22 protein-coding genes and 1 pseudogene are annotated in these 24,960 nt (G+C 35.2%); 16 read left to right on the top strand and 7 right to left on the bottom strand.

Annotated elements, in window-relative coordinates; all coding sequences use genetic code 11:
* Positions 1–128 precede the first annotated feature (128 nt).
* The 3 genes from G4D61_RS07465 (at position 129) to G4D61_RS07455 (ending at position 3,173) form a co-directional block, all read left to right on the top strand.
* Positions 129–569 (top strand): hypothetical protein, encoded by a 441-nt coding sequence (locus G4D61_RS07465; protein ID WP_025729405.1) that lies wholly within the window; start codon positions 129–131, stop codon positions 567–569.
* 3 nt (positions 570–572) lie between these two features.
* Positions 573–869, top strand: a complete 297-nt coding sequence (locus tag G4D61_RS07460) for a YxcD family protein (protein ID WP_035355374.1) — start codon at positions 573–575, stop codon at positions 867–869.
* 168 nt (positions 870–1,037) lie between these two features.
* Positions 1,038–3,173 (top strand): SpoIID/LytB domain-containing protein, encoded by a 2,136-nt coding sequence (locus G4D61_RS07455; protein ID WP_163173596.1) that lies wholly within the window; start codon positions 1,038–1,040, stop codon positions 3,171–3,173.
* Between the two features lie 471 nt (positions 3,174–3,644).
* Here the strand turns inward: G4D61_RS07455 and coaA are convergent, their stop codons facing one another.
* Complete coding sequence (gene coaA / locus G4D61_RS07450) at positions 3,645–4,568, bottom strand: type I pantothenate kinase (RefSeq protein WP_025731283.1); 924 nt, start codon at positions 4,566–4,568, stop codon at positions 3,645–3,647.
* Positions 4,569–4,924: 356 nt separating this feature from the next.
* Between coaA and G4D61_RS07445 the strand changes: the two genes are divergently transcribed.
* From G4D61_RS07445 to G4D61_RS07415, 7 genes are read left to right on the top strand one after another with little or no spacing between them, the layout of a single operon-like run.
* Positions 4,925–5,227: an urease subunit gamma gene (locus tag G4D61_RS07445; RefSeq protein WP_025731284.1), complete on the top strand. Its 303-nt coding sequence runs from the start codon at positions 4,925–4,927 to the stop codon at positions 5,225–5,227.
* A gap of 17 nt (positions 5,228–5,244) precedes the next feature.
* On the top strand, positions 5,245–5,559 hold the full coding sequence (locus G4D61_RS07440) for an urease subunit beta (protein ID WP_025731285.1): 315 nt from the start codon (positions 5,245–5,247) through the stop codon (positions 5,557–5,559).
* A gap of 6 nt (positions 5,560–5,565) precedes the next feature.
* Positions 5,566–7,275, top strand: coding sequence for an urease subunit alpha (gene ureC, locus G4D61_RS07435; protein WP_025731286.1), 1,710 nt, complete (start codon positions 5,566–5,568; stop codon positions 7,273–7,275).
* Between the two features lie 11 nt (positions 7,276–7,286).
* Positions 7,287–7,736, top strand: coding sequence for an urease accessory protein UreE (gene ureE / locus G4D61_RS07430; RefSeq protein WP_025731287.1), 450 nt, complete (start codon positions 7,287–7,289; stop codon positions 7,734–7,736).
* Positions 7,726–8,412 carry an urease accessory protein UreF gene (locus G4D61_RS07425; RefSeq protein WP_025731288.1) on the top strand — a complete coding sequence of 229 codons (687 nt, stop codon included), beginning with the start codon at positions 7,726–7,728 and terminating at the stop codon, positions 8,410–8,412. Before ureE ends, G4D61_RS07425 begins: the two co-directional genes overlap by 11 nt.
* Positions 8,413–8,426: 14 nt before the next feature.
* A complete protein-coding gene (gene ureG / locus G4D61_RS07420; protein ID WP_035355988.1) occupies positions 8,427–9,041 on the top strand; it encodes an urease accessory protein UreG in 615 nt (204 codons plus the stop codon).
* The gene (locus G4D61_RS07415; RefSeq protein WP_035355985.1) at positions 9,038–9,853 is read left to right on the top strand and encodes an urease accessory protein UreD; all 816 of its coding nucleotides are present in this window, start codon (positions 9,038–9,040) and stop codon (positions 9,851–9,853) included. The genes ureG and G4D61_RS07415 overlap by 4 nt, the downstream gene beginning before the upstream one ends.
* Positions 9,854–9,996: 143 nt before the next feature.
* Here G4D61_RS07415 and G4D61_RS07410 read toward each other — a convergent pair whose 3' ends face one another.
* The 4 genes from G4D61_RS07410 to msrA form a co-directional block, all read right to left on the bottom strand.
* Positions 9,997–11,205, bottom strand: coding sequence for a CynX/NimT family MFS transporter (locus tag G4D61_RS07410; RefSeq protein WP_052137953.1), 1,209 nt, complete (start codon positions 11,203–11,205; stop codon positions 9,997–9,999).
* A gap of 211 nt (positions 11,206–11,416) precedes the next feature.
* Positions 11,417–13,093, bottom strand: coding sequence for an ABC1 kinase family protein (locus G4D61_RS07405; RefSeq protein WP_163173594.1), 1,677 nt, complete (start codon positions 13,091–13,093; stop codon positions 11,417–11,419).
* A gap of 22 nt (positions 13,094–13,115) precedes the next feature.
* Positions 13,116–13,409 (bottom strand): phasin family protein, encoded by a 294-nt coding sequence (locus tag G4D61_RS07400; RefSeq protein WP_035355982.1) that lies wholly within the window; start codon positions 13,407–13,409, stop codon positions 13,116–13,118.
* 411 nt (positions 13,410–13,820) lie between these two features.
* Entirely contained in the window at positions 13,821–14,345 is a 525-nt protein-coding gene (gene msrA, locus G4D61_RS07395) for a peptide-methionine (S)-S-oxide reductase MsrA (protein ID WP_025731294.1), read from the bottom strand.
* Between the two features lie 90 nt (positions 14,346–14,435).
* Between msrA and G4D61_RS07390 the strand changes: the two are divergent.
* A pseudogene (locus G4D61_RS07390) lies at positions 14,436–14,633 on the top strand (multidrug ABC transporter ATP-binding protein); the annotation flags it as partial.
* Positions 14,634–15,204: 571 nt separating this feature from the next.
* On the opposite strand, the gene G4D61_RS07385 reads toward G4D61_RS07390, so the two are convergent.
* Positions 15,205–15,405: a cold-shock protein gene (locus tag G4D61_RS07385; RefSeq protein WP_025731296.1), complete on the bottom strand. Its 201-nt coding sequence runs from the start codon at positions 15,403–15,405 to the stop codon at positions 15,205–15,207.
* Positions 15,406–15,699: 294 nt separating this feature from the next.
* Here G4D61_RS07385 and G4D61_RS07380 point away from each other — a divergent pair, with 294 nt between their 5' ends.
* The 4 genes from G4D61_RS07380 to G4D61_RS07365 all read left to right on the top strand — a co-directional run bounded on the left by G4D61_RS07380 (position 15,700) and on the right by G4D61_RS07365 (position 22,458).
* A complete protein-coding gene (locus G4D61_RS07380) occupies positions 15,700–15,975 on the top strand; it encodes a Parvovirus coat protein VP1-like protein (RefSeq protein WP_081750085.1) in 276 nt (91 codons plus the stop codon).
* Between the two features lie 218 nt (positions 15,976–16,193).
* Positions 16,194–17,780 carry a sensor domain-containing diguanylate cyclase gene (locus G4D61_RS07375; protein ID WP_025731297.1) on the top strand — a complete coding sequence of 529 codons (1,587 nt, stop codon included), beginning with the start codon at positions 16,194–16,196 and terminating at the stop codon, positions 17,778–17,780.
* Between the two features lie 641 nt (positions 17,781–18,421).
* Entirely contained in the window at positions 18,422–20,194 is a 1,773-nt protein-coding gene (locus G4D61_RS07370; RefSeq protein ID WP_163173592.1) for a sensor domain-containing phosphodiesterase, read from the top strand.
* A gap of 224 nt (positions 20,195–20,418) precedes the next feature.
* Entirely contained in the window at positions 20,419–22,458 is a 2,040-nt protein-coding gene (locus G4D61_RS07365; RefSeq protein ID WP_163173590.1) for a PAS domain S-box protein, read from the top strand.
* A gap of 258 nt (positions 22,459–22,716) precedes the next feature.
* Here the strand turns inward: G4D61_RS07365 and G4D61_RS07360 are convergent, their stop codons facing one another.
* On the bottom strand, positions 22,717–23,577 hold the full coding sequence (locus G4D61_RS07360; RefSeq protein WP_025731300.1) for a methyl-accepting chemotaxis protein: 861 nt from the start codon (positions 23,575–23,577) through the stop codon (positions 22,717–22,719).
* A gap of 347 nt (positions 23,578–23,924) precedes the next feature.
* Here G4D61_RS07360 and G4D61_RS07355 point away from each other — a divergent pair, with 347 nt between their 5' ends.
* A complete protein-coding gene (locus tag G4D61_RS07355) occupies positions 23,925–24,809 on the top strand; it encodes a fumarylacetoacetate hydrolase family protein (protein ID WP_025731301.1) in 885 nt (294 codons plus the stop codon).
* Positions 24,810–24,960: the final 151 nt, after the last annotated feature.

Here is a 24,960-nt window from a genome sequence, read left to right as displayed (position 1 = left end):
GAATGTACACTTTTGGCTTTGTAAATAGATAGAGGATAAAAATTTTATGCTTGATTTTTACTAGATAAGATCATATAATAAGTTCATAAGAACTTAAAAATATTTTTGTTAAAAAGGAGAAACGAGCAGTGAAAAAAATTATGATGTTGCTTTTATCACTAACATTTGTTTTTTCTGTTGTTGGCGTTAACTTTGCCCACTCAGTCGATGCAAGAGGGTATCGTTCAGTTAAAAGGTCGTACCAATCAGTTCCGAAAACGACAACACCATCAACAAAGCAGAACAATCAATATCAATCAAAAACAAACACAAGCACGAATACGAATAAAACTTCTATTTTTGGAAATAAAAAACCTTCAACATTTGGTAGCTTTGCAAAAGGTATGTTATTAGGTGGTCTAGGCGGATTATTGTTTGGTCACATGTTCAGCAGTCTTGGATTAGGCGGATTAGGAACATTGTTAACAGGAGTTGTTAACATTCTAATTTTAATTGTATTAGTGTTACTAGTCGTGAAGTTAATTCAATCTGTTTTCCGCCCAAGAAAAAAAGAACCAAGAGGTTGGTAATCGATGGAAGAATTGAAATTATACGAGCAAGAAATTATAAATGCTATATGCACTTACGTAGCAGATCAGCATTATGTATATCCTGAAAATGTAATGGTTGAGTTAACGTATGAAGATGATGAAGGCTATGGTGCGGAAATTGAGGTGAATGGAAAAATGCAATCGCCTTTAACTGAACCAAAAGTAGTTGAAGCAATACGTAAATGGCTTGAGGAAGAATATCAGCTTGATCCATTTGCTGTAAGCTTAAGACTTGATATTGAAGATGCTGAAGGTATCGTCGCATATGTAAATGAATAAACAAGAGAAAAATCTCTTCTTCTAATCTATTAGAAGAAGAGATTTTTTATGTATTATCAACTTGACGAAACTATCAAACTACCTATTATTACCATTCAAAAAATTCTCTCTTTATCTATTTTTTCCTGCTATACTTATATAAAAATATAGGGGGATTGATGAAAGGGAATGAGAAACATCACTAGATTACTACTTTCTATTATACTGATTTTGTCATTATTTCCTGTTTTCCCTGCATATGGTGCAGAGGCTGAACCAGTTGTGAAAGTTAAATTGAAAAATTATTTAGGGGATAAAAATACAATTACACTAGTTCCAAACGGGAATTATAGTACGAATATTCCTAATGTTCAATTGGTTTCGACGCACACATATACATTAACATTAAATAATCAAGTTATAAGCATCAAGGAAGGCACGAAAGAATTAGGACATGCCAGCACCGTCTCAGCGACACCAGAAACGGCCAATACGTCTATGGCAATTAATGGCCGCTCGTATTTAGGAAGTTTTGAATTTACAATTGAAAGCCAATCGGTCATTAGACCAATTAATACAGTAACAATGGAAAATTATTTAAAAGGTGTTGTACCATTTGAAATGCCTGCTTCATGGGCAATGGAGGCTTTAAAAGCACAAGCGGTCACTGCGAGAACATATGCTTCTGGTCATAGTGGTCAAATTATAGATGATACCATTAACTATCAAGTATATGGAGGATATGAGTGGAATTCGCGTTCTACTGAAGCAGTTGATGATACAAAAGGACAAATGATTACTTATAATGGAAAATCTATCGGCAGTGCGGCGTTTTTTTCGTCAAGTAATGGCGGGATGACTGAAAGCAATGCAAATGTTTGGGGCGGAATTTCATTACCGTATTTAATTGTTAAGCAAGATCCATACGACCCTGCAACACCTTGGAATGTTAATGTGCATAAAACCCAAATTGATCTTACTAACTTGGATTTAACGCAAGCAAATTCGTGGTGGAGTACTGAGAAGGAAACGGACCAAACGATTAGCACAAACATAAAAAATTGGTTAAAGACGAAAGGGTATCTTAATCAAGATATAAAAATCATTTCGATTCCTAGTCTTGATCTATACGGGAAAACTTCCGGAGGCAGAGTGAGTAAAGGCAGTATCTCTATCCAGTATGCTGTAAAAGATTCAAAGGGAACGGCAATCTTAAATAAACTAGACTTAAACGATTTATCTGCTACAAGTATTCGCGCCATGTTAGGAATAAGCCTAATGAAAAGTTATTTAGTAACGGGTATTCAAACTAATCAAGATATGATTTCAATTTCCGGTAAAGGGAATGGACATGGGGTAGGACTGAGCCAGTACGGAGCAAAAAGCGCAGCAGACCAAGGAAAAAATTATAAGGACATTCTTGCATTTTATTTTAATGGAACGGGTGTAACTGCAATGTATTCAAATGAAACATCTCCGAGCACAAATACAAACTCGGATGCCGCACCAGTGATAACGAACCCCGTCGCTACATCACCAGTTGAAAAGCCAGCAGTTGATCAAGATGCACCAATCGTTAAAGTTTCCAAAATAACGTACGACAGCAAAATGAAATATGTGAAGCTTGAGTATACATTAAATGAGAAAGCTAATATGACTGTATACGTGAAAGATAACAAAGGAAAAACCATTTCTACGTTGTTAAATAATTCATCACAACAAGCAGGTGTACGGACTGTTCAATGGAATGCCGGAAAATATTCAAATGGAACGTATACTTTTGTAATGGCAGCAAAAGATGGCAGCGGCAATGTTGGTACATCATCTGTTCATTATAATTTGGCAAAGGATACAACTGCCCCTACCATTAAAGGGTTAAAAGTTCCATCTCCTGATGATACAAATAAAGTGAATATGACTTATTCAACAAATGAGAATGCTTATATTACAATTACAATAAAAGATTCGAAGGGGCATACAATTGCAACGGTGGAAAAAAATAGATATAAAAAATCAGGAAAACAATCGCAAAAATGGGATATTTCAAGGTTAAGTAACGGAACTTATTCATTTTCTATTTCTGCTGTTGATCAAAGTAATAATAAACGGACGATTTCTACTAAATACACATTAAAAAAACGTGCTGCAAAAGTAGTTGTAAACTCTTTACATGTTCGTTTAAAGCCTTCAACAACTTCAAAAGTGATTGGAACTTTAAAGAAAAATAAAACAGCTACAACAATTGGAAAAACGGGTTCTTGGTATGAAATTATTTATGGAAAAAGTAAAGGCTATGTTTCTAGCAAGTATGTCACAATCAAATAGCAATGGCATAAAAGCGAGTGTGTTGAGATAGTTGTGTCTTGAAAAGGGATTCTGCTCCAGGATGCTCGTTTCCGCGGGCGAAGGATAAGCATCCTTGGTGCTACATGCCTGCGGGATCTCAGCAAATCCGCTAATCCCGAAAGAGTCTCGCACCTTCCGCTCCACTTAACTCCCTTATCAACTAGTTAAGTGCATAACATTTATTTACAAACAACCATTTTTTTGAAGAGAGCCTTTTAAAGACAGTAAAAAAAACTCCTTGAAATGGAGTTTTTTTACTTTTTAAGACGGAGGGGATCGCTGCCGTGGGCCGAGAGCCTTGTCTCAGCCTTTCTCGCCACAATAAAGTTATGCAACACCAATAGGACTTCAATTAAGACGCGTGTAAGTTAAATATAGCTTTTCATCAACTTTAATTGGGGAATTTTATGTACTAACTTAGCTATCATTCTTCTTTATTTTTATTTGCGGCTAGAATTTTTTTAAATATATCTTTTTAATATTATGATCGAGGTCTTTTCTAAGAATAATATTTGCCCTTCGCTTCGTTGGTAATATGTTTTCTTTTAAGTTTTTCGCGTTAATGTCTACCCATATTTCCGTTGCTTTTTTAATCGCTTCATCTTTAGACAAATTATTATAACGATGGAAATAGGATTTTCGATTTTGAAAGGCTGTTTTTTGCAGTAAAAGGAATCTTTCAATATACCATTTCTTTATATTTTCCTCATCAGCATCGATATAGATTGAAAAATCAAAAAAATCACTGACAAAAACATGATGTGATTTGTTGACTTGGAGAACGTTAACACCCTCCACTATTAGAATATCTGGATTACATATTAATTCCATATTATTAGGGAGTATGTCATAAGCTAAGTGGGAATATACTGGAGACTCGACTTTGTCTTCTCCTGATTTCACTCTGACCATAAAGTCAATTAATTTTTGAGTATCATAGCTCTCAGGAAATCCCTTTTTCCCCATTAATCCCTTCTTTTCTAAAGTATCTTTAGAATATAAGAAACCATCTGTTGTAACTAAATCCACTTTTGTATGGATATCCCATCTTGATAAAAGGGTTTGAAGAATTCTTGCTGTAGTGCTCTTCCCCACAGCTACACTCCCTGCAATGCCGATAATAAAAGGGACTTTTTTAGCCTTATAGTCTAAAAAAGAGTTTGTGACTCCTTGTAATTGCCGCGAAGCCTGCACTTTTAAATTAATTAAACGTGTCAAGGGCAAATAGATTTCTTCAACTTCCTGAAGCGAAATCACTTCATTTGTTCCTTTTATACTCTGTAGTTCGTCTTCTGATAACAACAATGGAGTTTTATCACGAAAAGTAGCCCATTTTGTTCTATTAAATTCAATATAGTTTGAAAAAGGATTCATATATTCTTTTACCTCACCATTAGATGTATATTAGTTTAACAAAATTTTATTAGTTATATAATACTTCATAACAACATATCGAAGTCCATATTGCTAGTGTTAGATTATTTACTATTCCTTTTGATGAATGATCCTACTCTGTCAGCCCATGATGAAACATGATTATTAACCTATTTATCAAGCAAAATATTATATTGATAGTTCAGAATATTTCACATTGACAAAAAATAAATGTGTGTGATATTATTCATGTGTTATAAGAATTTACATTATATTGTGATAAAACTTAACAAGTTCATAAAAATATTCAAGACAATGATGAAATGACTATTTGAAAATTGGAAGAAGGTATGGATATGAAGCTGACATCCCGAGAAATAGATAAGCTGATGATCGTTGTTGCTGCAGACCTTGCAAGACGCCGTCAAAAAAGAGGACTAAAGTTAAACTATCCTGAAGCAATTGCAATTATTACATACGAAGTGCTTGAAGGTGCAAGAGATGGAAAAACAGTTTCTGAGTTAATGCAATACGGTGCTACAATTTTGACAAAGGAGGATGTAATGGAAGGTATCGCAGATATGATTCCAGATATTCAAGTTGAGGCGACATTTCCAGATGGCACAAAGCTTGTAACAGTGCATAATCCGATTCGGTAATGAAAGGGAGAGAGTTCATGATACCAGGAGAGTATATATTGCAAACAGAACCGATTATATGTAATCAAGGTAAAAAAAGTGTGAAACTTTCAGTCATCAATCGTGGTGATCGTCCAATTCAAGTTGGTTCACATTTTCACTTTTATGAGGTCAATCGCGCGCTGCAATTTGAACGTGAGAAAACGTTTGGCTTGCATTTGAACATTCCTGCCGGTACAGCTGTTCGATTTGAGCCTGGTGATGAAAAAGAGATTGAACTCATTGCTTTTTCTGGGGAACGAAAAGTGTTCGGCTTGAATCAATTAACGAACGGATCTGTCATAAGGGAGTGAACGAATATGAGTTTTTCGATGTCTCGCAAGCAATATGCTGATATATTTGGACCAACTGTCGGGGATGCTATTCGATTGGCGGATACAGATTTATTTATTGAGATTGAAAAGGATTTTACTGTCTATGGAGATGAGGTGAAATTTGGCGGTGGGAAAGTCATTCGTGACGGAATGGGGCAGCATCCTTTAGCAACAAGTAAAGAATGTGCGGATCTCGTCTTAACAAACGCTGTCATTGTAGACTATACAGGGATTTATAAAGCGGATATAGGCATAAAGGACGGTTTAATCTCAGCAATTGGGAAAGCAGGAAATCCGCTATTGATGGATGGTGTAAATATTAATATTGGTGCTTCTACAGAGGTGATTGCTGCCGAGGGAATGATTGTTACAGCAGGGGGAATTGACGCACATATTCATTTTATATGCCCTCAACAAATTGAAACAGCATTATCTTCTGGGATTACGACGATGATTGGCGGTGGAACTGGACCTGCTACAGGCACGAATGCAACAACTTGTACACCGGGGCCGTGGAATATTCATAGAATGCTTGAATCTGCAGAGGAATACCCGATGAACTTAGGGTTTCTTGGCAAAGGAAACTGTTCAGCGAAGGAGCCGCTCCAGGAACAAATTGAAGCAGGTGCTATTGGCTTAAAGCTCCATGAAGACTGGGGATCGACAGCAGCGGCAATCGATACTTGTTTACAAGTGGCCGATTTATATGATGTGCAAGTAGCCATTCATACTGATACGTTAAATGAAGGCGGCTTTGTCGAAGATACATTGGCTGCAATAAACGGTAGGGTTATTCATACGTATCATACTGAAGGGGCGGGGGGAGGCCATGCACCAGATATTATTAAGGCAGCAAGTTATCCAAATATTTTACCGTCATCAACTAACCCGACTAGACCATATACTGTAAATACTTTGGAAGAACATTTGGACATGTTAATGGTTTGTCATCATTTAGATGCGAATATTCCAGAAGATATTGCATTTGCTGATTCTCGCATACGAAAAGAAACGATTGCAGCTGAAGATATATTACATGATTTAGGAGTTTTTAGTATGATTTCTTCTGATTCACAAGCGATGGGACGTGTCGGAGAAGTCATTATTCGTACATGGCAAACTGCCGATAAAATGCGAAAGCAAAGAGGAAAGCTAGAAATAGATAAGGGGATTGGTGATAATTTTCGGGTGAAACGATATATTGCCAAATATACAATCAATCCGGCAATTGTACATGGTATATCGGATGAAGTCGGTTCTATAGAAGTTGGCAAGTTTGCTGACCTCGTCATCTGGCATCCTGCTTTTTTCGGAGTTAAGCCTGAACTTGTGTTAAAAGGAGGAATGATTGCATACAGTACGATGGGAGATCCAAATGCCAGCATTCCTACTCCACAGCCCGTCTTATATCGGGAAATGTTTGCAGCAAAAGGAAATGCAAAGTATAAAACAGCGATTACGTTTGTATCACAAGCAGCATATGATAACGGAATTCACCAGCAATTGGGATTAAAGAAAGTTATCAAGCCTATTCATGGAGTCCGTCAATTGTCTAAAAAAGATTTAATATTGAATGACCAAACTCCAGCGATTGATGTTGATCCGCAAACATATGAGGTAAAAGTTGACGGTGAACTGATTACGTGTGAGCCTGCGCAAATTGTTCCGATGGCACAGCGCTATTTTCTATTTTGAGGTGAGGATAGATGATTATTGAAAAAATAATTGGAAATATATCGAAATTCGATCAACATCATTTACATATTGAACGTGTTTACATGCAAAGCGACGATTTAGTGAAGAGAGTGAAACGTGTCGTAACAGACCATGGCAATGAGCTTGGCATTCGTTTAAAAGAAAACCGTGAATTACAAGATGGTGATATTTTATATATGGATGAACATAACGCCATTGTTGTATCTGTTTTGGAGGATGAGGTTTTGTCGATTTTACCTACATCACTTCAGCAAATGGGGGAAATTGCTCACCAGCTCGGCAACCGCCATTTACCGGCGCAATTTGAAGGAAATGAGATGATTGTGCAATACGACCGTTTAGTTGAAGAATTACTGCAGCAATTGTCGGTTCCTTACAAACGAGAAAAAAGAAAAGTAAAACAGGCATTTCGCCATATAGGGCACCATCATGACGCTTAATTTGTTTCCACTTTTACAACTATGCGATTCGAATTTTCCTTCAGGATCATTCTCACATTCATTTGGATTTGAAACCTATATTCAAGAGCATGTTATCTATGATAGCAATAGTTTCAAACAGGCATTAATCACCTATCTTAAAAAACAGCTTGTTTATACGGAGGGGCTTGCATGTAAACTAGCATTTGAACTGGCTGAAATACAAGATCATGCTGATTGGATTGAATTAGATCAATTGCTATTTTCCTCATGTCTAGCAAAGGAAACAAGGTTGGCAAATAAAAGAATTGGAGAACGAATGCTTAAGCTTTGTGCCCAATTATATCCATCAGAACAATTGCTTGCTTATTTGAATCAATTACAAAATAAGCAAGTTCACGGACATGCTGCTATTGTATTTGCAATCGTTGCCCACCATTTAGAAGTACCTATGAAAACGGCGGTCGGAACTTATTTATATGCTAATCTATCTTCTCTCGTGCAAAACGCGGTGAGGGGAATTCCTATCGGTCAGTCAGCCGGTCAACAAATACTAGTTGAGGTACAGCCAATTTTAGAAGAAAGCATTCAAACGATTACTCAATTAACGATTGAAGATTTTGGCGCGGTAATACCAGGGCTTGAAATTGCCCAAATGCGTCATGAAAAACTGCATGTACGATTATTTATGTCATAAAAGGAGATGTTGGCATGGAACCAATTCGGATTGGTATTGGCGGACCTGTTGGTGCAGGTAAAACGATGCTAGTGGAGAAACTAACGAGAACTATGTACGAAAAATTAAGTATGGCAGTTGTGACGAATGATATATATACAAAAGAAGATGCACAATTTCTTCTGAAAAATGGGGTACTGCCTGCTGATCGAATTATAGGTGTGGAAACAGGGGGATGTCCACATACAGCTATTCGCGAAGATGCCTCCATGAATTTTGCCGCCATTGATGAATTAAAAGAGCTACACCCTGATCTAGACTTAATCTTTGTTGAAAGTGGCGGAGATAATTTAGCTGCTACGTTTAGTCCAGAATTAGTTGATTTCTCCATTTATATTATTGATGTTGCACAAGGAGAAAAAATCCCTAGAAAAGGCGGGCAAGGGATGATTAAATCAGACCTTTTTATTATCAATAAAATTGATTTAGCACCATATGTAGGGGCTAGTTTGGAAATTATGGAGAAAGATACAATTGCTGCAAGGGGAGATAAACCATATATTTTTACAAATTTAAAAGAAGAAATTGGTTTAGATAAGGTTATTGAATGGATTAAGAAAAATGCCCTCCTATTCGGTCTAGAATCATGAGTTGTACTGGAAAATTAGAAATATGTGCTGTAACAAGGGAGAATAAGACAATCATTTCTAATTGTTATTATGAAGGGGCATTAAAAGTAAGTAGACCGATTTATCTTGAGGAACATACACCGAATCTATATCTTATTTATATCGGTGGAGGATATGTAGATGGAGATATGTATGTAACGACACTCCGATTAGAAGAAGAGGCAGAGCTTATAGTTACTACACAATCTTCAACGAAGGTGTATAAGACACCGGTTCATCCTGTTTTACAGCGAACTCATATTGAACTGAAAAAGGGAAGTGTCCTTGAATATTTGCCAGATCCTTTAATTTGCTTCGAAGGATCACGTTTTTCACAGGAAACAATTGTTCATTTAGATGAAGATGCTTGTTTTATGCTTAGTGATATCATTACACCAGGATGGGCGGAAGATGGCAGTTTATTTTACTATGATTGGATTCGCTCTAAATTGAAGATATTTAAATATGACCGCCTCGTTGTATATGATCATTTATGGCTGCAACCTGATGGAGAAATGGATGGTATTTTGCAACTAGATGGCTATACCCATATCGGAACCTTTTTAGTAATACATAATAGTGTAGATCAACTCTTTCTTGATCGAGTTTACGAAGAAATAGAAATGTTTCATGAGGATGTTCGGTTTGGGGTATCCCTATTACCAGTTAATGGCTTTATTTTCCGTGTATTAGCAAATAGAACTCCCATTATTGAACAAATTATTGCACATATACATTTATTTGCACGTCAATCATTGCTTGGTAAAAATGGAGCAATCTTAAGGAAATATTAATGAAGCATGAGACGATGATAAATCGAATCCCTTTGTCAATAGCTGATTGTTAAAGGGATTCAAGGTTTTTATATGTCTTTACGAATATTGTAAAATGATTGTTGACCGTTTTCGGAAAACAACAATCAATAAGAAAAAGAGCTTTATTTTTTAAATAAATATTGGTTTCTTCCAGCGCCAATGCCTGCTATTAGCATGATGATACTAACAAAAATAAGCATGTAAATTGGGAGACTCCAAGTGTTTGTTTGATCGAAAAGAAATCCGATAAAAATAGGTCCAATTGCAGCAAGCAAATAGCCTGCAGATTGTGCCATACCTGATAGATCTCCAGCTTGTTTGGCATTTTCCGAGCGGAGTCCTATCATAGCAAGTGCCAAGCTAATACTTGCCCCTTGTGCTAGTCCGATCAAGAAGATCCAAATCGTTAATAAAATGGTGTTTCCTCCCCATTGAAGTCCAAGTAGACCAGCCATATAAAAAATGTCAATTCCAACAACGATCGTAATTTGGTTATTCATTTTGTCAGCTACAATTGGCGTGATGAATGCTGCTGGCAGGCTGATAAATTGCATAATCGAAAGCATCCAACCTGCAGATGCCATACTTAAACCGTGACTATTGAGAATTTCAGGTAGCCAAGCAATTGTGGAATAGAATAAGAATGATTGCAGACCCATAAAAAATGTTACTTGCCAAGCAATTCCAGAGCTCCAAACTGAACGATTATTACCTCCTGTCGTTACTTTTCTCCTAAACGTTTCACGAGACTGTAACTGCGGAAGCCATATGACGATTGCAATGATGACCAAAATTCCCCATACAAATAAGGCTTTACGCCACCCTAAATGAAGACCTTGTGCAAGAGGAACAGTTATCCCAGAGGCAAGTGCAGCAAAACATCCCATAAATGTTGAATATAGACTTGTCATAATACCAACTTTTGCGGGGAACTTATGTTTTATTAAGCTTGGCAACAGCACATTTGCAATTGCGATGCCGATTCCGATTAGAGCAGTACCAATGAATAAAGTTGCAGGCGTTGGAATATAACGTAGACATATTCCAAAGATTAAAATTAGCAAACTTAGCAACAAAGTAAGTTCATTACTTAATTTTTGTGCTATTTTCGGAGCAAGCGGTGAAATAAGTGCAAAAGAAATTAACGGTAACGTTGTAATAAATCCAGCAACTCCGTTGGATAAATGTAAGTCCTCTCGAATAGAACGAACGACTGGACCAACAGACGTAATTGCCGGCCGCATATTAGCCGCTATTAAAATAATGCCTAGTATAAGCAAAGTTTTTAACGCAGGTTTTGCTTGATGAAGTTGTAATTCATCTGTATTCACGTATGTATCCCTCCTTATTTTGATGATAGACTCAGTCGCTCACATAGGAAAAAGGAACCAATTTCCATTATAAGTGAATAAATGGAATGTTGCACATTATAGTGGCTAATTCGCAAGGCACTCTCTTATCATAATCTGATTTACGCATGGGCGAAATAAAAAAAGAAAAGAATTAGACATGTCTATTGAAAAGAACGATGTCCAATCCTTTTTAAAATTTTCCAGATTTGAATATAGAAAAGAGTAACCAAAGCAGCATTAGTGTAGCTACACCAAAACCTATTTCTATTATTGGATTTTTCCACAAAATTGAGGATTGCCCAGTAATGGACGTACCAATAATTAATCCGGTCATCATCATACTAAATGCAAGTAATACGATGGAAAAAGATAAGCGATTGCTAATACGATCAAGTTTAATTAGGAAGAGATGGATATCCGGAATGGATATTTCCAAGCGAAATTTTCCTTTTCTCATAATAGCGCTAATATCACGTAAGTTTTTAGGTATTTGGAAAGCGATATCTAATTGATCCAGGAATTTTTTCCAGCCTTGTTTAACGATTTTCTTAGGGTGATAACGATCTTTTAATAATTGTTCCCCTATCGGCTTGGCGCATTCAATTATACTGAAATCCGGAGCTAGTGCCTCAATAACGCCTTCAATCGTCATTAATGATTTTGCCAAAATAGTAAGATCAGGAGGGAAATGAATATGGTATTTAAAGGCAATTTGGAATAGATCATTTATGGCATCTTTCAAGCTTAATTGACTAAATGGGACATCATAATATTTTTCTCGTAATTGATCAATATCAGCGTGAAGCATTTTCATATCGATGTCATCGGGGATCGTCGCTAAATGATCGACTGATTTTATAATATTGCCTGTATCGCCGCGCATCAAACCAATTACAAGTGAGGCACAATGATGTTTCGCGTCCTCCGTTAAACGTCCAACCATACCAAAATCCATATAGGCGATTATATTTCCTGGCAGTACAACTAAATTGCCTGGATGCGGGTCTCCATGAAAAAATCCTTCTATAAAAATTTGGCGAAACAAAGAATAAATTAAGCGTTCACTAATGAGTTTTTTATCGTAACCAACAATCTCCTCGTCTAAAAACTGATTTATTTTTTTTCCAACAATAAATTCCATTGTTAAAATTTTTTTCGTAGAGTAGTCCCAATATATTTTTGGAATATGTACCGAGTCATCATTTGAGAACTGTTTCGATATTCGTTCAGCATTTCGTCCTTCGTTGTAGTAATCTAGTTCAGCTAAAAGTGCCTGTGCAAATTCATTAATGATTTCTCTTAATTGATATTGCTTTGCCCAATCAAAGTGACTTTCAAGAAGTACAGCGATATCTTCTAATATTTCTAAATCTGTTTCGATATTCGTTCTAATATTCGGTTTTTGAACTTTTACAGCAACCCATTCTTGTGTGTGCAATTTTGCCTTATGGACTTGCCCAATAGAGGCTGTGGCCAATGGTTCTTGATCAAATTCTGCAAAAAGCTCTTTTAATTTTGTACCAAATTCTTCTTCAATTAATTGTTGAACTTGATTAAATGAGAAGGGGGGGGCTTGATCTTGCAGTTTTTCTAACTCTGTAATAATCGTTACCGGTATTAAGTCTCGCCGTAAGCTTGCCATTTGCCCTAATTTAATAAATGTTGGTCCTAAATCTTGGAGTAGACGCCGAATTCTTTCGCCAACCGGACGTCGGTTTGAATTAGCTGATGCATCTACTTTTTTAGGAGAAATTGAGAGTACTTCTGCTAATCCGAAATCATTTATCAGATAGCCAAATCCATTGCGAATGATTGCGCTAATAATTTCTTGATAACGGCGGGCGTGCTTAACTTTCTTTTTGAACAATGGAGTGACCTCCAATTCCTTTTCATTTCAATTTTTCTTCTAGTTGTTGGATACGTTCGGTTAACACATGAATATCGTTTTTAGTGGCAATATTCATTTCCGATAGCATTTGATTGACACGATCCTTAATTATATTATTGACTTCTTGTCTTGATTGTTCACCTTTTTCAAGAAGGTCATCAATCAGTTGTTTTGATTCTAGTTTTGTTAAGTTTCCCTTTTCAACTAATTTTGAAACTGATTTTTCAATTTGTTCTTTACTTAAGACTGCAAATCCTAAACCTAGAGTTAATAGTTGATTGACACGATTTTTCATTATAATTTCCTCCTATATCGCTTTTATGCTCTGTTTATTGTTGCACAATGTTTGCTAATTATGATGACCATAGATGATTTTTTTTTTAGATGATGTAGTTAATTTTCGCTCCAGACACTCACTTTCCGCGGGCGAAAGTTGAGCCTTCTCGGCGCTCTACGCCTGTGGGGTCTCAGCCATTCCGCAAACCTCACAGCGTTTCGTGACTTGCACTCCAATCGAAACGCATTGAATTCATTATTAGAATATCAATCATTTTTATATAGAAGAGAATGATTTCTGCTCAAATCAAAAGCAACAATCGTTTTGAAAAGAGTCTAAAAAAATAATCTGACATCTTATTGCGATATATAGATATTGAATGTTACAAATCTATTATCATACATAAGGTGTCAGATCATTAGATGTAATTCATTGCCAATGACTGTTGATAAATTCGTCACGACCGGATTTTTGTCGGTCTTCTTTGTATTCTTTTGGACTTTTCTTATAAAAATCTTGATGATAATCTTCTGCTGGATAAAATGGGGCAGCAGGAAGAATTGGTGTTACAATAGGTTTTTTAAACTTACCGCTTGCCGCAAGTGCTTGTTTTGATTGCTCAGCAAGCTGTTTTTGCTTTTCGTTATGATAGAAAATAACAGCACGGTAATTATCGCCTCGGTCTTGAAATTGTCCTTCATCATCTGTTGGATCAATTTGTTGCCAAAAAATCTCCAACAGTTTCTCATAAGGAAAGATCTCCGGATCGAAAGTGATTTGAACAACTTCTTTATGACCGGTCTCACCTGTTTTTACTTGTTCATAAGTAGGATTTTCTGTATGTCCGCCTGAATAACCTGATATTACTTTTTCGATACCATCGAACTGGTCAAATGGTTTTACCATACACCAAAAACAACCGCCAGCAAATGTTGCCTTTTCGAATTCTGCCATGATCATCCTCCAAGTTGTTAAAAAAATTAATCTATCAAAATACTACCATTTGCTTTAGATTTAAGCAATTTTAATGTGCATGAAGTTTTTTTACTGATTTTAGATGATGCGACTAGTAACATCGATGCTGTGACAGAATTAAAAATTCAGAAGGCGTTGAATCGGTTAATGGAAAAGCGTAGAAGTGTTGTAATTGCCCATCGTTTAAATACCATTGATGATGCTGATATCATTATTATTTTAAATAAAGGCAGAATTGTGGAACAAGGATCCCATAGGGGTTATTAAAAAACGAGGGATTATGATCTATATAAAAGTAAATTTAATCAGCAAGGAATTTCCTTATTAATACAAACGCAATAATATTATTATGTAAACTAAAAACAATAAACATCAATTTTCGATTTTCCATTGGTAAAGAGAAAAGATTGTGTTATAATAGGGAGACCATTTGCTATTACCTTTTAAAAACGCCCTACTTCTCCAGTAGGGCGTTTATTTGTCTTATGTCCATTCATATTATACTTGAACCGTTGTACTTCGTTTAGTTGCTACTTAGATGACTGAGTACAACTGTTGCATTTCTTTGTAAGAAACCATTTTTCAAAGAAATAATAATAGTAGGCGACAATTCATTTTACATTTATTAAAACATCATTAAACCTAAAACAACGAAAGCCCTACCTCTCTTTCGTCCTAAACGGCTCCTTGGCCGCGCCAATACGAATCAGGAAATTTTTAAACAAATAGATGAATAAATGTGGTAGAAGGAATAGAATAGCTTATGGAGAGTGAACATGAAGAATGAAATAAGAAAAGATGATCCCTAAAGGATCATCTTTGGATTCTTTAAAAGAAATTATTGTTTTTGAACGTTAGCAGCTTGAGGACCGCGTGCGCCTTGTTCAACGTCAAAGCTTACTTTTTGACCTTCTTCAAGTGTTTTATAACCTTCACCTTGGATAGCTGAGAAATGTACGAATACATCGTCTCCACCTTCGCGTTCGATGAATCCAAAACCTTTTTCGCTATTAAACCATTTAACTGTACCTTGTTCCAATGTATTGCCTCCTAATTACGTCTAAATAGACAAAAGTATAACTATTCTTGCTCTTAATATATCCAAGTGTTAAGGTTTTTATACACTTTTATTCCTGAAATACCGAACAAAAATAATTCTTTATTAGAATAACATGAGAAGAAGGAAAATGCAAACATTATTGTTATTTTATTATTAAATGAAAAATAATAGGTATTAACGTAAAAAATAATCTATAGTTCTTCAGCCTTGGCAAGTATTTATTCATCAACATATTTTATCGTATGACAGTTGAAGGAAGGCTGATGAAGGACAATGGAAAGAAAAAAGAGAGGGCTAGGATTTTGTGTTCGGGGCTACAGATGGTGCGGTCCAGGATGCAGCGGACCAGGTGCGCCGACAAATGATGTAGATGCATGCTGTAAATTACATGATCAATGTTATCGTAGATACGGGCAATGTGCATATTGTGATGAGTTATTTATGAAGTGCCTTCGTCCTAAAATCAATCGCTATTCAAAAAAAGGTAGAGATGCAGCTCTATTTTATAATCTAATGAAAATTCGCAACTCGTTCCGATTTAAGTCATAAAACTTCGTATGAAATTTGATCAAAATATGTTTCTTTAGATAAATTGTTGCTTGTGAAAAATCTAGCCTTCGACATATACAAATTGAATGATGTAGGAATGTGCGGAATCTGCATGTATTTAATCTAATATATTTGATTGCTTTTCTGAAAATAGATAAATATACTTAATATTAGAGGGAAATTCTGGTCCAATTTTCGTAAAAAGGATTGAAGTTTTTATGCAGAAAATTTCGTACAATATTGTGCTATTCAGTAAATACCTGAATAATTTACTGAATAGTCAAATAAATAATCATGATGAAGAGTTTATAAAAGCAAATAAATTACTGTTAATAAATAGAATAAAAATCGCTTCAATGACTTTGTTAGTCCTATATGTATATTTGTTTTATGTTGATTTTATTCAATTGCATGGCATCCAAAAGGAAAGCTATCGTATCAATTTGACGACTATTCATGTATTTGGTTTAGTTATGTCTATTGCATTTTTACTCTCATATAAAAGAATTATGAATGAGATAAAACGGTATCAGTCTAAATGGCCGTACATAATTATTAACATCTATATTTCCTTTTATGCACTTAGCGGAGCGTGCCTTTCTATTAATAGTCAGCTATCCAACGGCAATATTGATGCTTATCTAATTATTTTAATTGCCATATCTGCACTTTTTCCTATTAATCCAAAGCATTTCTTCTTTGTTCTATTGATCTCCCATATACTATTTTTAATAGGCGTTTCTAATATGGCGCATAATGACCTTAATGATTTATTTTCAAAGCAAATTAACTCAACTGGGACGGTAGTAGTTGCTTTTATTATCGACGTATCTTTCTATTCATTGCGAAAGAAAGATTTTCACAATCAATTAAATATCAAGCATAGCCAGCAAAATCTATTGGAATTATTTCATGTAAACCCATACCCGCTTACACTTACAAACTTAAACAGTGGGAGAATATTGCTGGCAAATAATGAAGCACTGGCATTTTATCATGTGACAGAACAGGAGCTTGCGACAATTGATCCGCACTTTTTTTATAAACATGAAGGTGAAAGAGCAAAGATTATTGATCAGCTCTTAAAAACTGGCAGTGTTGAAAACTATATGGTTGAGCAAAAATTTAAAGATGGCTCGATAAAATGGGTTATTGTTAATTATAAATTAATGGATTATATGAATGAAAAGTGCATACTTGCGGGGTCTACAGATATTACAGAACTGAAAAAAATCGAACAGGAATTAGAGAAACATGCGACAACTGATATTTTAACAGGTGTTTTAAATAGAAGAAAAGGCATGGAACTACTAGAAAGAATATTGGTTGCTGCCAAAGAAGAGAACTTGGAATTTGTTTTACTTTTTGTTGATGTAAATAATTTAAAAAAAGTTAATGATGGATATGGACATCCAGAAGGGGATTTCCTTGTTAAAACAGTTTCAGAAGTAATGAAAAGTCAGCTTAATGAAGGGGATCTCATTTTTCGTTTTGGTGGAGACGAGTTCATCCTCGTATTTAAATATTCAATCGAGTATGTAGAAAATATTTGGTCGAACATTCAACGCACGTTAGATGAAGTTAATGATAAGAATCAGAAACCTTATCGCATTTCTGTAAGTCACGGTTTGTTCCATTATCATTCAAATCAAAATATGTCTTTGCAGGAAATCATTCATTATGCTGATCATGAAATGTACAAAGATAAGGCAAGAAATAATCTGGAGACGACTCAATATGATAAAACACAGAAAGGCATAAATAACATAGTTCCTAAAGAAGTTTCTCATAATGTGAGAGAGTGAAAAAAGGAATGAAGAAATAAAAAGGCTAGGACAAAATTTAAAAGTGGTTAGCTAAAGAAGAACATTGCCCAAATCAGCTCCGAAAATATAAGTAGCCTCCTGTGGGAGGCTCATTAGCCCTGCGGAAAGCGAAGTATATTTTCGGAGCGGGGGACGGAACGTAATATTCGGGTTTTCTTTCGTTAATATACTTTTGTCCTCGTCTTTTTTATTTTGAATACTAAATTTTTAGGATGAAAGAGAGCAGATGATGAAGTTAAAAATAAAGGAAATATTTCGTTATATACATTTACACTCATTCATGATTAAAATAGAGAAGATATATCACTTTTTACATTAGCATCAAGGCTAATAAAAGATTTTTCATTGAAAAGTAGCACGTGATTCCTATAGAAATTCGGGCTGACATTGTTTGTAGGTTCTAATTTTTTGTTGTTAATAGAGATCAATCAGCTGTTACATACGTTTTCAGCTATTGCTAAATAAATATATAATGCTCTGAATATTAATATTTGCTAAATAATACAAATTGCGATTTTCTCATAGAAACTTTTGAACAAATGAAAATAATTTTCTAGATAAAATAGATTTATGTTTTGAATGAGTAAACGAAACAGTTGTGGTATTTGGGGGTTAATTAAATGTCGAATTTAGAAAAAAATCTAAAGAAGGCACTAAAATTAGGAGAATTTCGTCTTTTTTATCAGCCTAAGCTCGATTTAACGTTAGGGAAAATAATTGGGGTTGAGGCTTTAATACGGTGGCAGCATGAAGAAAAAGGGCTTATTTCCCCTTTGGATTTTATTCCGATTGCGGAAAAAACAGGATTGATTTTACCGATTGGAGAGTGGGTGCTACGGACCGCATGTAAACAAAATAAGGATTGGCAGGAAGCAGGTTTCCCCCCAATGGTAATGGCGGTGAATTTGTCTGCCCGCCAGCTTTATCAGGCAAATTTAATTGAGATGGTTGCCCGCATTTTAAAGGAAACGGGACTTTCTCCCCAATATCTTGAATTGGAGATTACTGAGAGCATGATGATGGAAGTTGAATATGTTCTCGAAATCGTAAAGAAGCTGAAACAAATCGGTGTGCAAATTAGCTTGGATGATTTTGGTACTGGATATAGTTCGCTCTATTATTTAAAAGAGTTTCCTTTTGATAGTATGAAAATCGATAAATGTTTTGTGCGTAATTGTACAGAGGATATAAAAGATGCAACTATTGTAAAAACAATTATCGCGATGGCCCATGAACTAGATATTGATGTAATTGCTGAAGGGATCGAATCAAAGGGACAATTAATTTTTCTCCAACAAAATCTTTGTAATAAAGGTCAAGGCTACTTATTTAGTAAACCAGTACCTTCAGAGGAATTTATTAGAACAATAAATGAAGTTGAAAGCATTGTAAAACGAAAAGGAATTTCTCAAGAAGAAAATAAAAAGAAATGGAGAGAAGAGGCCTTACAAAGCAAACGTCAAGAATTGCATGATGCCGTAAGAATGCATCAAGGGTTTATCTTTAAGTTTGTTAAGCAGGAAGATAAATTTATTCATACTTTATGTGATGGGGATCTATTATATCAAATGGACTATACCCCTGAACAAATTATTGGTAGTGAGTTAAAAGATTTTTTACCTGAAGAAGCCGCGAAACAAAAACTTCAATTTTATCAAAAAGCATGGGAAGGCGAGGAGCACATCATATATGAAGGGGAAATAAATAGTATCCACTATCTTGCTACTTTACGTCCAGTGCGAAAAGGCGGACAAGTTGTCGAAGTGATTGGCTCATGTATTGACATTACAAAAAGAAAAAAGTTAGAAGAGCATTTACAAATTAGTGCATATAAGTTTCGTCTTATTGCTGAAAATATGCCCGATATTACAGGGATTTTGGATGTAACTGGCAGGGTGGAATATGTATCACCTTCATGTGAGGCATTATTAGGTTATTTATCTAGTGAACATATAGGAAGTCTTGCTTTTGACTTCATTCACCCACATGATCTTGCTGCTGTTGAAGATAAATATATGAAAATCATTCAGTTTAAACAACCATGTGAAGCTGAATTTCGTTATCGGCATGCAAATGGAAGTTGGTTGTATGTGGATGCACAAATAACCCCTGTCATGGAAAAAAATGAAATCAAATATTTAGTAGTAGTTGCTCGGGATATTACTAAAGAAAAACAAAAAGAAATTAACTTAGCGCCTTTAGATAATCGTATGAGATTTGAACAGTCCGTCAATATGATTAAACAAGAATTGGAATGTGCGAAGAAATATATGGAACAAACAGAACTTGAGCGATCTAGTTCGTATCACATGGAAAATACGTGGTTTGAAATTAAAGAATTAGAGAAAAAAATACAAGAACTATTGATGAGGGCTAAATCTCCAACTAAATAAAATTAGCAAAATAATTGTCAAATTCAGAGATTCGATACCATACTTATAAACAAGAAATTTATTTCTATATACGTTATTTTCATTTAAGATGCAATATGATCATATAGCAGCGTTTAGGAGTATGTCTACCTATACGATGGAATCTTTACAAATGTTGGGGATATTTGGGTTCACTTTAGGTCTTAGCATCAGTAGGCCTGTTTCCGAAGGAGGTAGAGTACATAATGAATCTGCTCTTTAGCGAATCTTCAATTGAAATTTATAAATCAATTATTCAATATAATCCAGATGCGATTTTTATTCTTTCTGTAGACGGAATAATGATGGAAGTGAATCAAGCTGTTTCAAAGCTGTCTGGATACACGGAAAAGGAATTAATCGGTAAGTTATATGAAGAAATGGTTATGCCGGAAAATTTAGAAGAAACAAAGCGTTATTTCTCAAAAGTATTGCAAGGGGAAACTTGTGAATATGAAACGAAGGCTATACAGAAAAATGGTGACGTTATTTTTTTACAAGTAAAGAATGTACCTTTGCTTGTTAATGACGAAATTGCTGGGGTGTTTACTGTAGCGAAAGATATGACGGAACTTTATAAAATGAAATATTCTTTACAGCAGATGGAGGGCAAATTTAAATCCCTTTTTAATTCAGCTGGTGATGCTATAGATATAACAGATTTAGATGGAAATATTATTGATGTTAACCCTGCTTTTGAGGAATTATATGGATGGAAACGTGAAGAGATTATCGGAAAGCCTTTGCCGGTAATCCCTTCAAATAATAGACTACGATTCCAATCGAAAGTAGACCGGACGAAACAATTAGGTAAATATTATAAGGACATGGAAGTTACTTGTGTAAAAAAGGACGGTTCTTATATTGATGTCAGCTTGACTTTTTCACCGATACGAGACATGCATGGGAGTATAATAGGAACATCTGGCATTACACGCGATATTACTGAAAAAAAGCAGCTAGAGCTTTCGCTGAAAGAAAGTGAAGAGCGCTATCGATTATTGGTGGAAAGCTCTCCAGAACCGATTATTGTTTATCAAAAAGGAAAAATTTTATATGCAAATCTTGCTTGTATTAAACTATTAGGTGTTTCGTCTTTAGAAGAGCTAATAAATAAATCAATTATGAATTATGTCCACCCTGATTTTGCTCAAATAACGGAAGAAAGATTCCAGCAAATTAAAGAAGTCGGAATTGTCCAGGAAACGACGGAAAAGAAACTAATAAGAAAAAACGGGACGTCAGTTGATGTTGAAGCTACTGGCATTAGTATTCGCCATTATGGGAAACCAGCGTTCCTTATGATGTATCACGACTTAACTAAGAGGAAACAAACAGAACAAGCCTTGCTTCAAAGTGAAGAGAAATATCGGTTAATTGCAGAAAACATGACTGATCTTGTCTGTATTTTAGACCAAGAAGGATATTTCAAATACGCATCTCCATCTCATGAAACGGTCTTAGGCTTTCCTTCTGAAGCTTATGTAGGGAAAAAGGGAAGAGAATGGATGCATACAGATGACTTCTTGAAAGTTCGAAAGATATTAGATGAGATGATAAAAACAAAGGAAGCTGGCGTGTTCGAATACCGCTTTCGCGATGTAACAAAAAATTGGCTATGGCTGGAGGCGAAAGTTACACCAATTTTTGAAAAGGATGGGCGTTTTAAACACTTTTTACTTGTTTCTAGAGAAATTTCAGAAAGAAAAATGTATGAAGAACAATTAGCACATATGGCTTATCATGATACATTAACAGGTATAGCAAATAGAAGAGTAATAAATCATCAATTAGAGCGGGCATTAAGTAATGCCAAATCTCAAGGTCACAAAATTGCCGTCCTGTATTTAGATTTAGATCATTTTAAAAAAATTAATGATTCTTTAGGGCATGATGTTGGGGATGAACTTCTAAAACAATTTACGAATAAAGTTCAAAACTGTTTAAGTAAAGATGACGTATTTGCGCGGCAAGGTGGGGATGAATTTATTATTCTTCTAACTAAAATCAAAGAAGAGCAAGAGGCTGTCAATATAGCGAAAAGTATCCTTACTACTTTTCAAGAGCCTTGGAAAGTACGTGAATATACTTTTCAAACCACGTCTAGCATTGGGATTTCATGTTTTCCAGATGACGGAGTAACCGGCCATAAATTGTTGCAACATGCAGATTTTGCCCTATATGAAGCAAAGCGAGCAGGCCGAAACAATGTAAAAACGTATCGCTCAATGAAACGATCAACATGAATCGAGAACAATACTCTAGAGGATATTTTATAAACTTGATTCGATTAATATTGAATTCTTTAGCTTGTTCAAAGTATCCAACACTTTGTGGCAAGCTTTTTTAGGTTCATTTTGCTGAATTTCATAACAAAAAAATATATAGGGGGAATACCATAGTCAGACTCACTTCCAGCAGTGTAGATTGTGAGTGCAGTTGAAGCGAGCCCGTTTTTACATTATTTGATGGTACTAGTGAATGTATTTATGAATGAATCCAAGTTAAATAATAGTGGCAAGATTTTCAGCAGTATTGGCGATATGTTCATAAGCTTTTTTTAGTTCTTCAATCGATTCTGAATTATTATCAATTTTTTCTGTTACCTTTTTGATCATTTCCATCATGACATTTACAGAAGTGATGATTTCTTCTAACTGCTTCGAAATATCATTGGCAGAATCTTTGCTTTTATCAGCCATCTTTCTTATTTCATTAGCAACGATGGCAAATCCTCTTCCAGAACTCCCAGCTCTAGCAGCTTCGATTGAAGCGTTTAGTCCAAGTAAATTGGATTGAGTGGAGATTTCCTTTACATAAGAAATAACAGATTGAATATTTTCAACATCCATTTTTACAATTTCTGACTGTTTGTTTAATACACTGATACTCTCAACGATCGATTCAGAAGCTTGATGCACTTCATTAGTAGCAGCTGTCATTTCCTCTACAACGGCAATAAACTCATTCGTACTATTTTCCAAAAGATTTTGGCGATCGGTAATGTCCATGGCAATTTTCACAACAGACTGTACTTGCTTGTTTTCATCGAATACTGGTGTGTAGAAAGCTTCAAGCCAAAGAATATGTTTGTCTTTTCTCATACGCTGAACTTTATCATGAAATGGTTTTCCTGCTCGAAGATGGTCCCAAAATTCTTTATATCCATTGCTGTTTACAAATTCTGGCAAGCATAGTTGTCTATGGTGCATTTGCACTAGTTCAGTAACATCATATCCTAGGACATTTGTAAATTTATCATTTGCCCATAAAATCTTTCCATACGGGTCAAATAGTATCATCGCAAAAGAATCTTCAATTGCTGTAAACATTGCTTTTTCATCAATTTTTTGTTCGACGTTCATTCATTATCCCCTCTTCGCTTATTTCTAATATTAAGGTGTACTCGAAATAACAATATTATATACTATATAGTAATTTATTACTATAATATTATGGTGATTTATGTAAAAATTACCTGAATAAAGATGAATAATGTAGAAAAATGTCAAATTAATGATTCTTATTGATGAAGAGTTAGAAACATCAATAGGATGAAATCATTGGAAAAGAATGCCTTTCGATGTAAAATAATAAGAAGAATCAGAATAAGTGCCATCTAAATTTCATACATATTCATATTATGAATCTTCTAATTTGAAAACAATGTCATTTGTTTTAATAAATGCTATCTAATAAAGGGGAGAACAGAGTGAAATTACTGCAATTTATCAAAAATCAACAAACAAAGTTAGGGGTTAAAACTGCTCGTGGTATATTAGATGTTGCAGAAGCAGCGAAAGGATTTCGTGAACGACAGCCTGAAAAGATGCATGATTTAGTGCTGCAAGGAAAAGATGGAATCCGATCACTTAAAAGATTCGTAGAGAAGATTGTAAATGAAAGTGGAGAATCCACTTATTTTCTTGATGAAGATGACATTCAATATCGTCCAGCGATTGAGCAACCTGGAAAAATTATTTGTGTTGGCCTCAATTATGTTGACCATGCAAATGAATCAAAGATGGATCTTCCTACTTCACCTATTTTATTTAGCAAATTTAATAATGCATTAGCAGCCCATAAAGAACCAATCCCTATTCCGGAAGTTACGGAGAAATGTGATTATGAAGCTGAACTAGTTTTGGTCATTGGACAAACAGCAAAAAATGTAAGTGAAGAAGAAGCATTGTCGTATGTGTTCGGTTATACGATTGGGAATGATCTATCAGCTAGAGATCTTCAATTTAAAACAGGCCAATGGCTACTTGGAAAATCATTAGATCGTTTTGCTCCTATTGGTCCTTACATTGTGACAGAAGATGAAATTGATTGTAATAATCTAGTGATTGAATGTAAGGTAAATGGGGAAACCCGCCAACATAATAATACGAAAAATATGATTTTTAATTGTGCGCAAATTATTAGCTATGCTTCGAAACATATGACGTTGAATCCGGGGGATATCATCTTTACAGGCACTCCAGATGGGGTTATATTAGGATATCCGCCAGAACGGCAGAAATGGCTGCAGGCAAATGATAAAATCGAAGTTAGCATTGAACATATCGGCACATTGACAAATGTACTCGTTTGATCATCGGTCATTTCGACGATGATTTACGGGCAGAAAGGAACCCCGCTAGCAATTGAACTGCCCCCTGTCAAGTAGACAGTGGAAATAATAAAAATGATTTAAGCGGCTTTAGCTCTATATTCCATCGGGCTAAGGCCGTTTAATCGTTTTT

Origin of the sequence: Heyndrickxia ginsengihumi (assembly GCF_011008565.1) — a bacterium.
GTDB lineage: Bacteria > Bacillota > Bacilli > Bacillales > Bacillaceae_C > Weizmannia > Weizmannia ginsengihumi.
This window is presented reverse-complemented; position numbering and strand designations above follow the sequence as displayed.

What these genes read in the sequence shown, in the direction of transcription:
- ureG (WP_035355988.1), top strand. Translation starts at nt 8,427, where the DNA reads ATGGAACCAATTCGGATTGGTATTGGCGGACCTGTTGGTGCAGGTAAA.
- G4D61_RS07365 (WP_163173590.1), top strand. Translation starts at nt 20,419, where the DNA reads ATGAATCTGCTCTTTAGCGAATCTTCAATTGAAATTTATAAATCAATT.
- G4D61_RS07415 (WP_035355985.1), top strand. Translation starts at nt 9,038, where the DNA reads ATGAGTTGTACTGGAAAATTAGAAATATGTGCTGTAACAAGGGAGAAT.
- ureE (WP_025731287.1), top strand. Translation starts at nt 7,287, where the DNA reads ATGATTATTGAAAAAATAATTGGAAATATATCGAAATTCGATCAACAT.
- coaA (WP_025731283.1), bottom strand. Translation starts at nt 4,568, where the DNA reads ATGAATCCTTTTTCAAACTATATTGAATTTAATAGAACAAAATGGGCT.
- msrA (WP_025731294.1), bottom strand. Translation starts at nt 14,345, where the DNA reads ATGGCAGAATTCGAAAAGGCAACATTTGCTGGCGGTTGTTTTTGGTGT.
- G4D61_RS07375 (WP_025731297.1), top strand. Translation starts at nt 16,194, where the DNA reads ATGCAGAAAATTTCGTACAATATTGTGCTATTCAGTAAATACCTGAAT.
- G4D61_RS07400 (WP_035355982.1), bottom strand. Translation starts at nt 13,409, where the DNA reads ATGAAAAATCGTGTCAATCAACTATTAACTCTAGGTTTAGGATTTGCA.
- G4D61_RS07360 (WP_025731300.1), bottom strand. Translation starts at nt 23,577, where the DNA reads ATGAACGTCGAACAAAAAATTGATGAAAAAGCAATGTTTACAGCAATT.
- G4D61_RS07440 (WP_025731285.1), top strand. Translation starts at nt 5,245, where the DNA reads ATGATACCAGGAGAGTATATATTGCAAACAGAACCGATTATATGTAAT.
- G4D61_RS07370 (WP_163173592.1), top strand. Translation starts at nt 18,422, where the DNA reads ATGTCGAATTTAGAAAAAAATCTAAAGAAGGCACTAAAATTAGGAGAA.
- G4D61_RS07425 (WP_025731288.1), top strand. Translation starts at nt 7,726, where the DNA reads ATGACGCTTAATTTGTTTCCACTTTTACAACTATGCGATTCGAATTTT.
- ureC (WP_025731286.1), top strand. Translation starts at nt 5,566, where the DNA reads ATGAGTTTTTCGATGTCTCGCAAGCAATATGCTGATATATTTGGACCA.
- G4D61_RS07460 (WP_035355374.1), top strand. Translation starts at nt 573, where the DNA reads ATGGAAGAATTGAAATTATACGAGCAAGAAATTATAAATGCTATATGC.
- G4D61_RS07445 (WP_025731284.1), top strand. Translation starts at nt 4,925, where the DNA reads ATGAAGCTGACATCCCGAGAAATAGATAAGCTGATGATCGTTGTTGCT.
- G4D61_RS07455 (WP_163173596.1), top strand. Translation starts at nt 1,038, where the DNA reads ATGAGAAACATCACTAGATTACTACTTTCTATTATACTGATTTTGTCA.
- G4D61_RS07380 (WP_081750085.1), top strand. Translation starts at nt 15,700, where the DNA reads ATGGAAAGAAAAAAGAGAGGGCTAGGATTTTGTGTTCGGGGCTACAGA.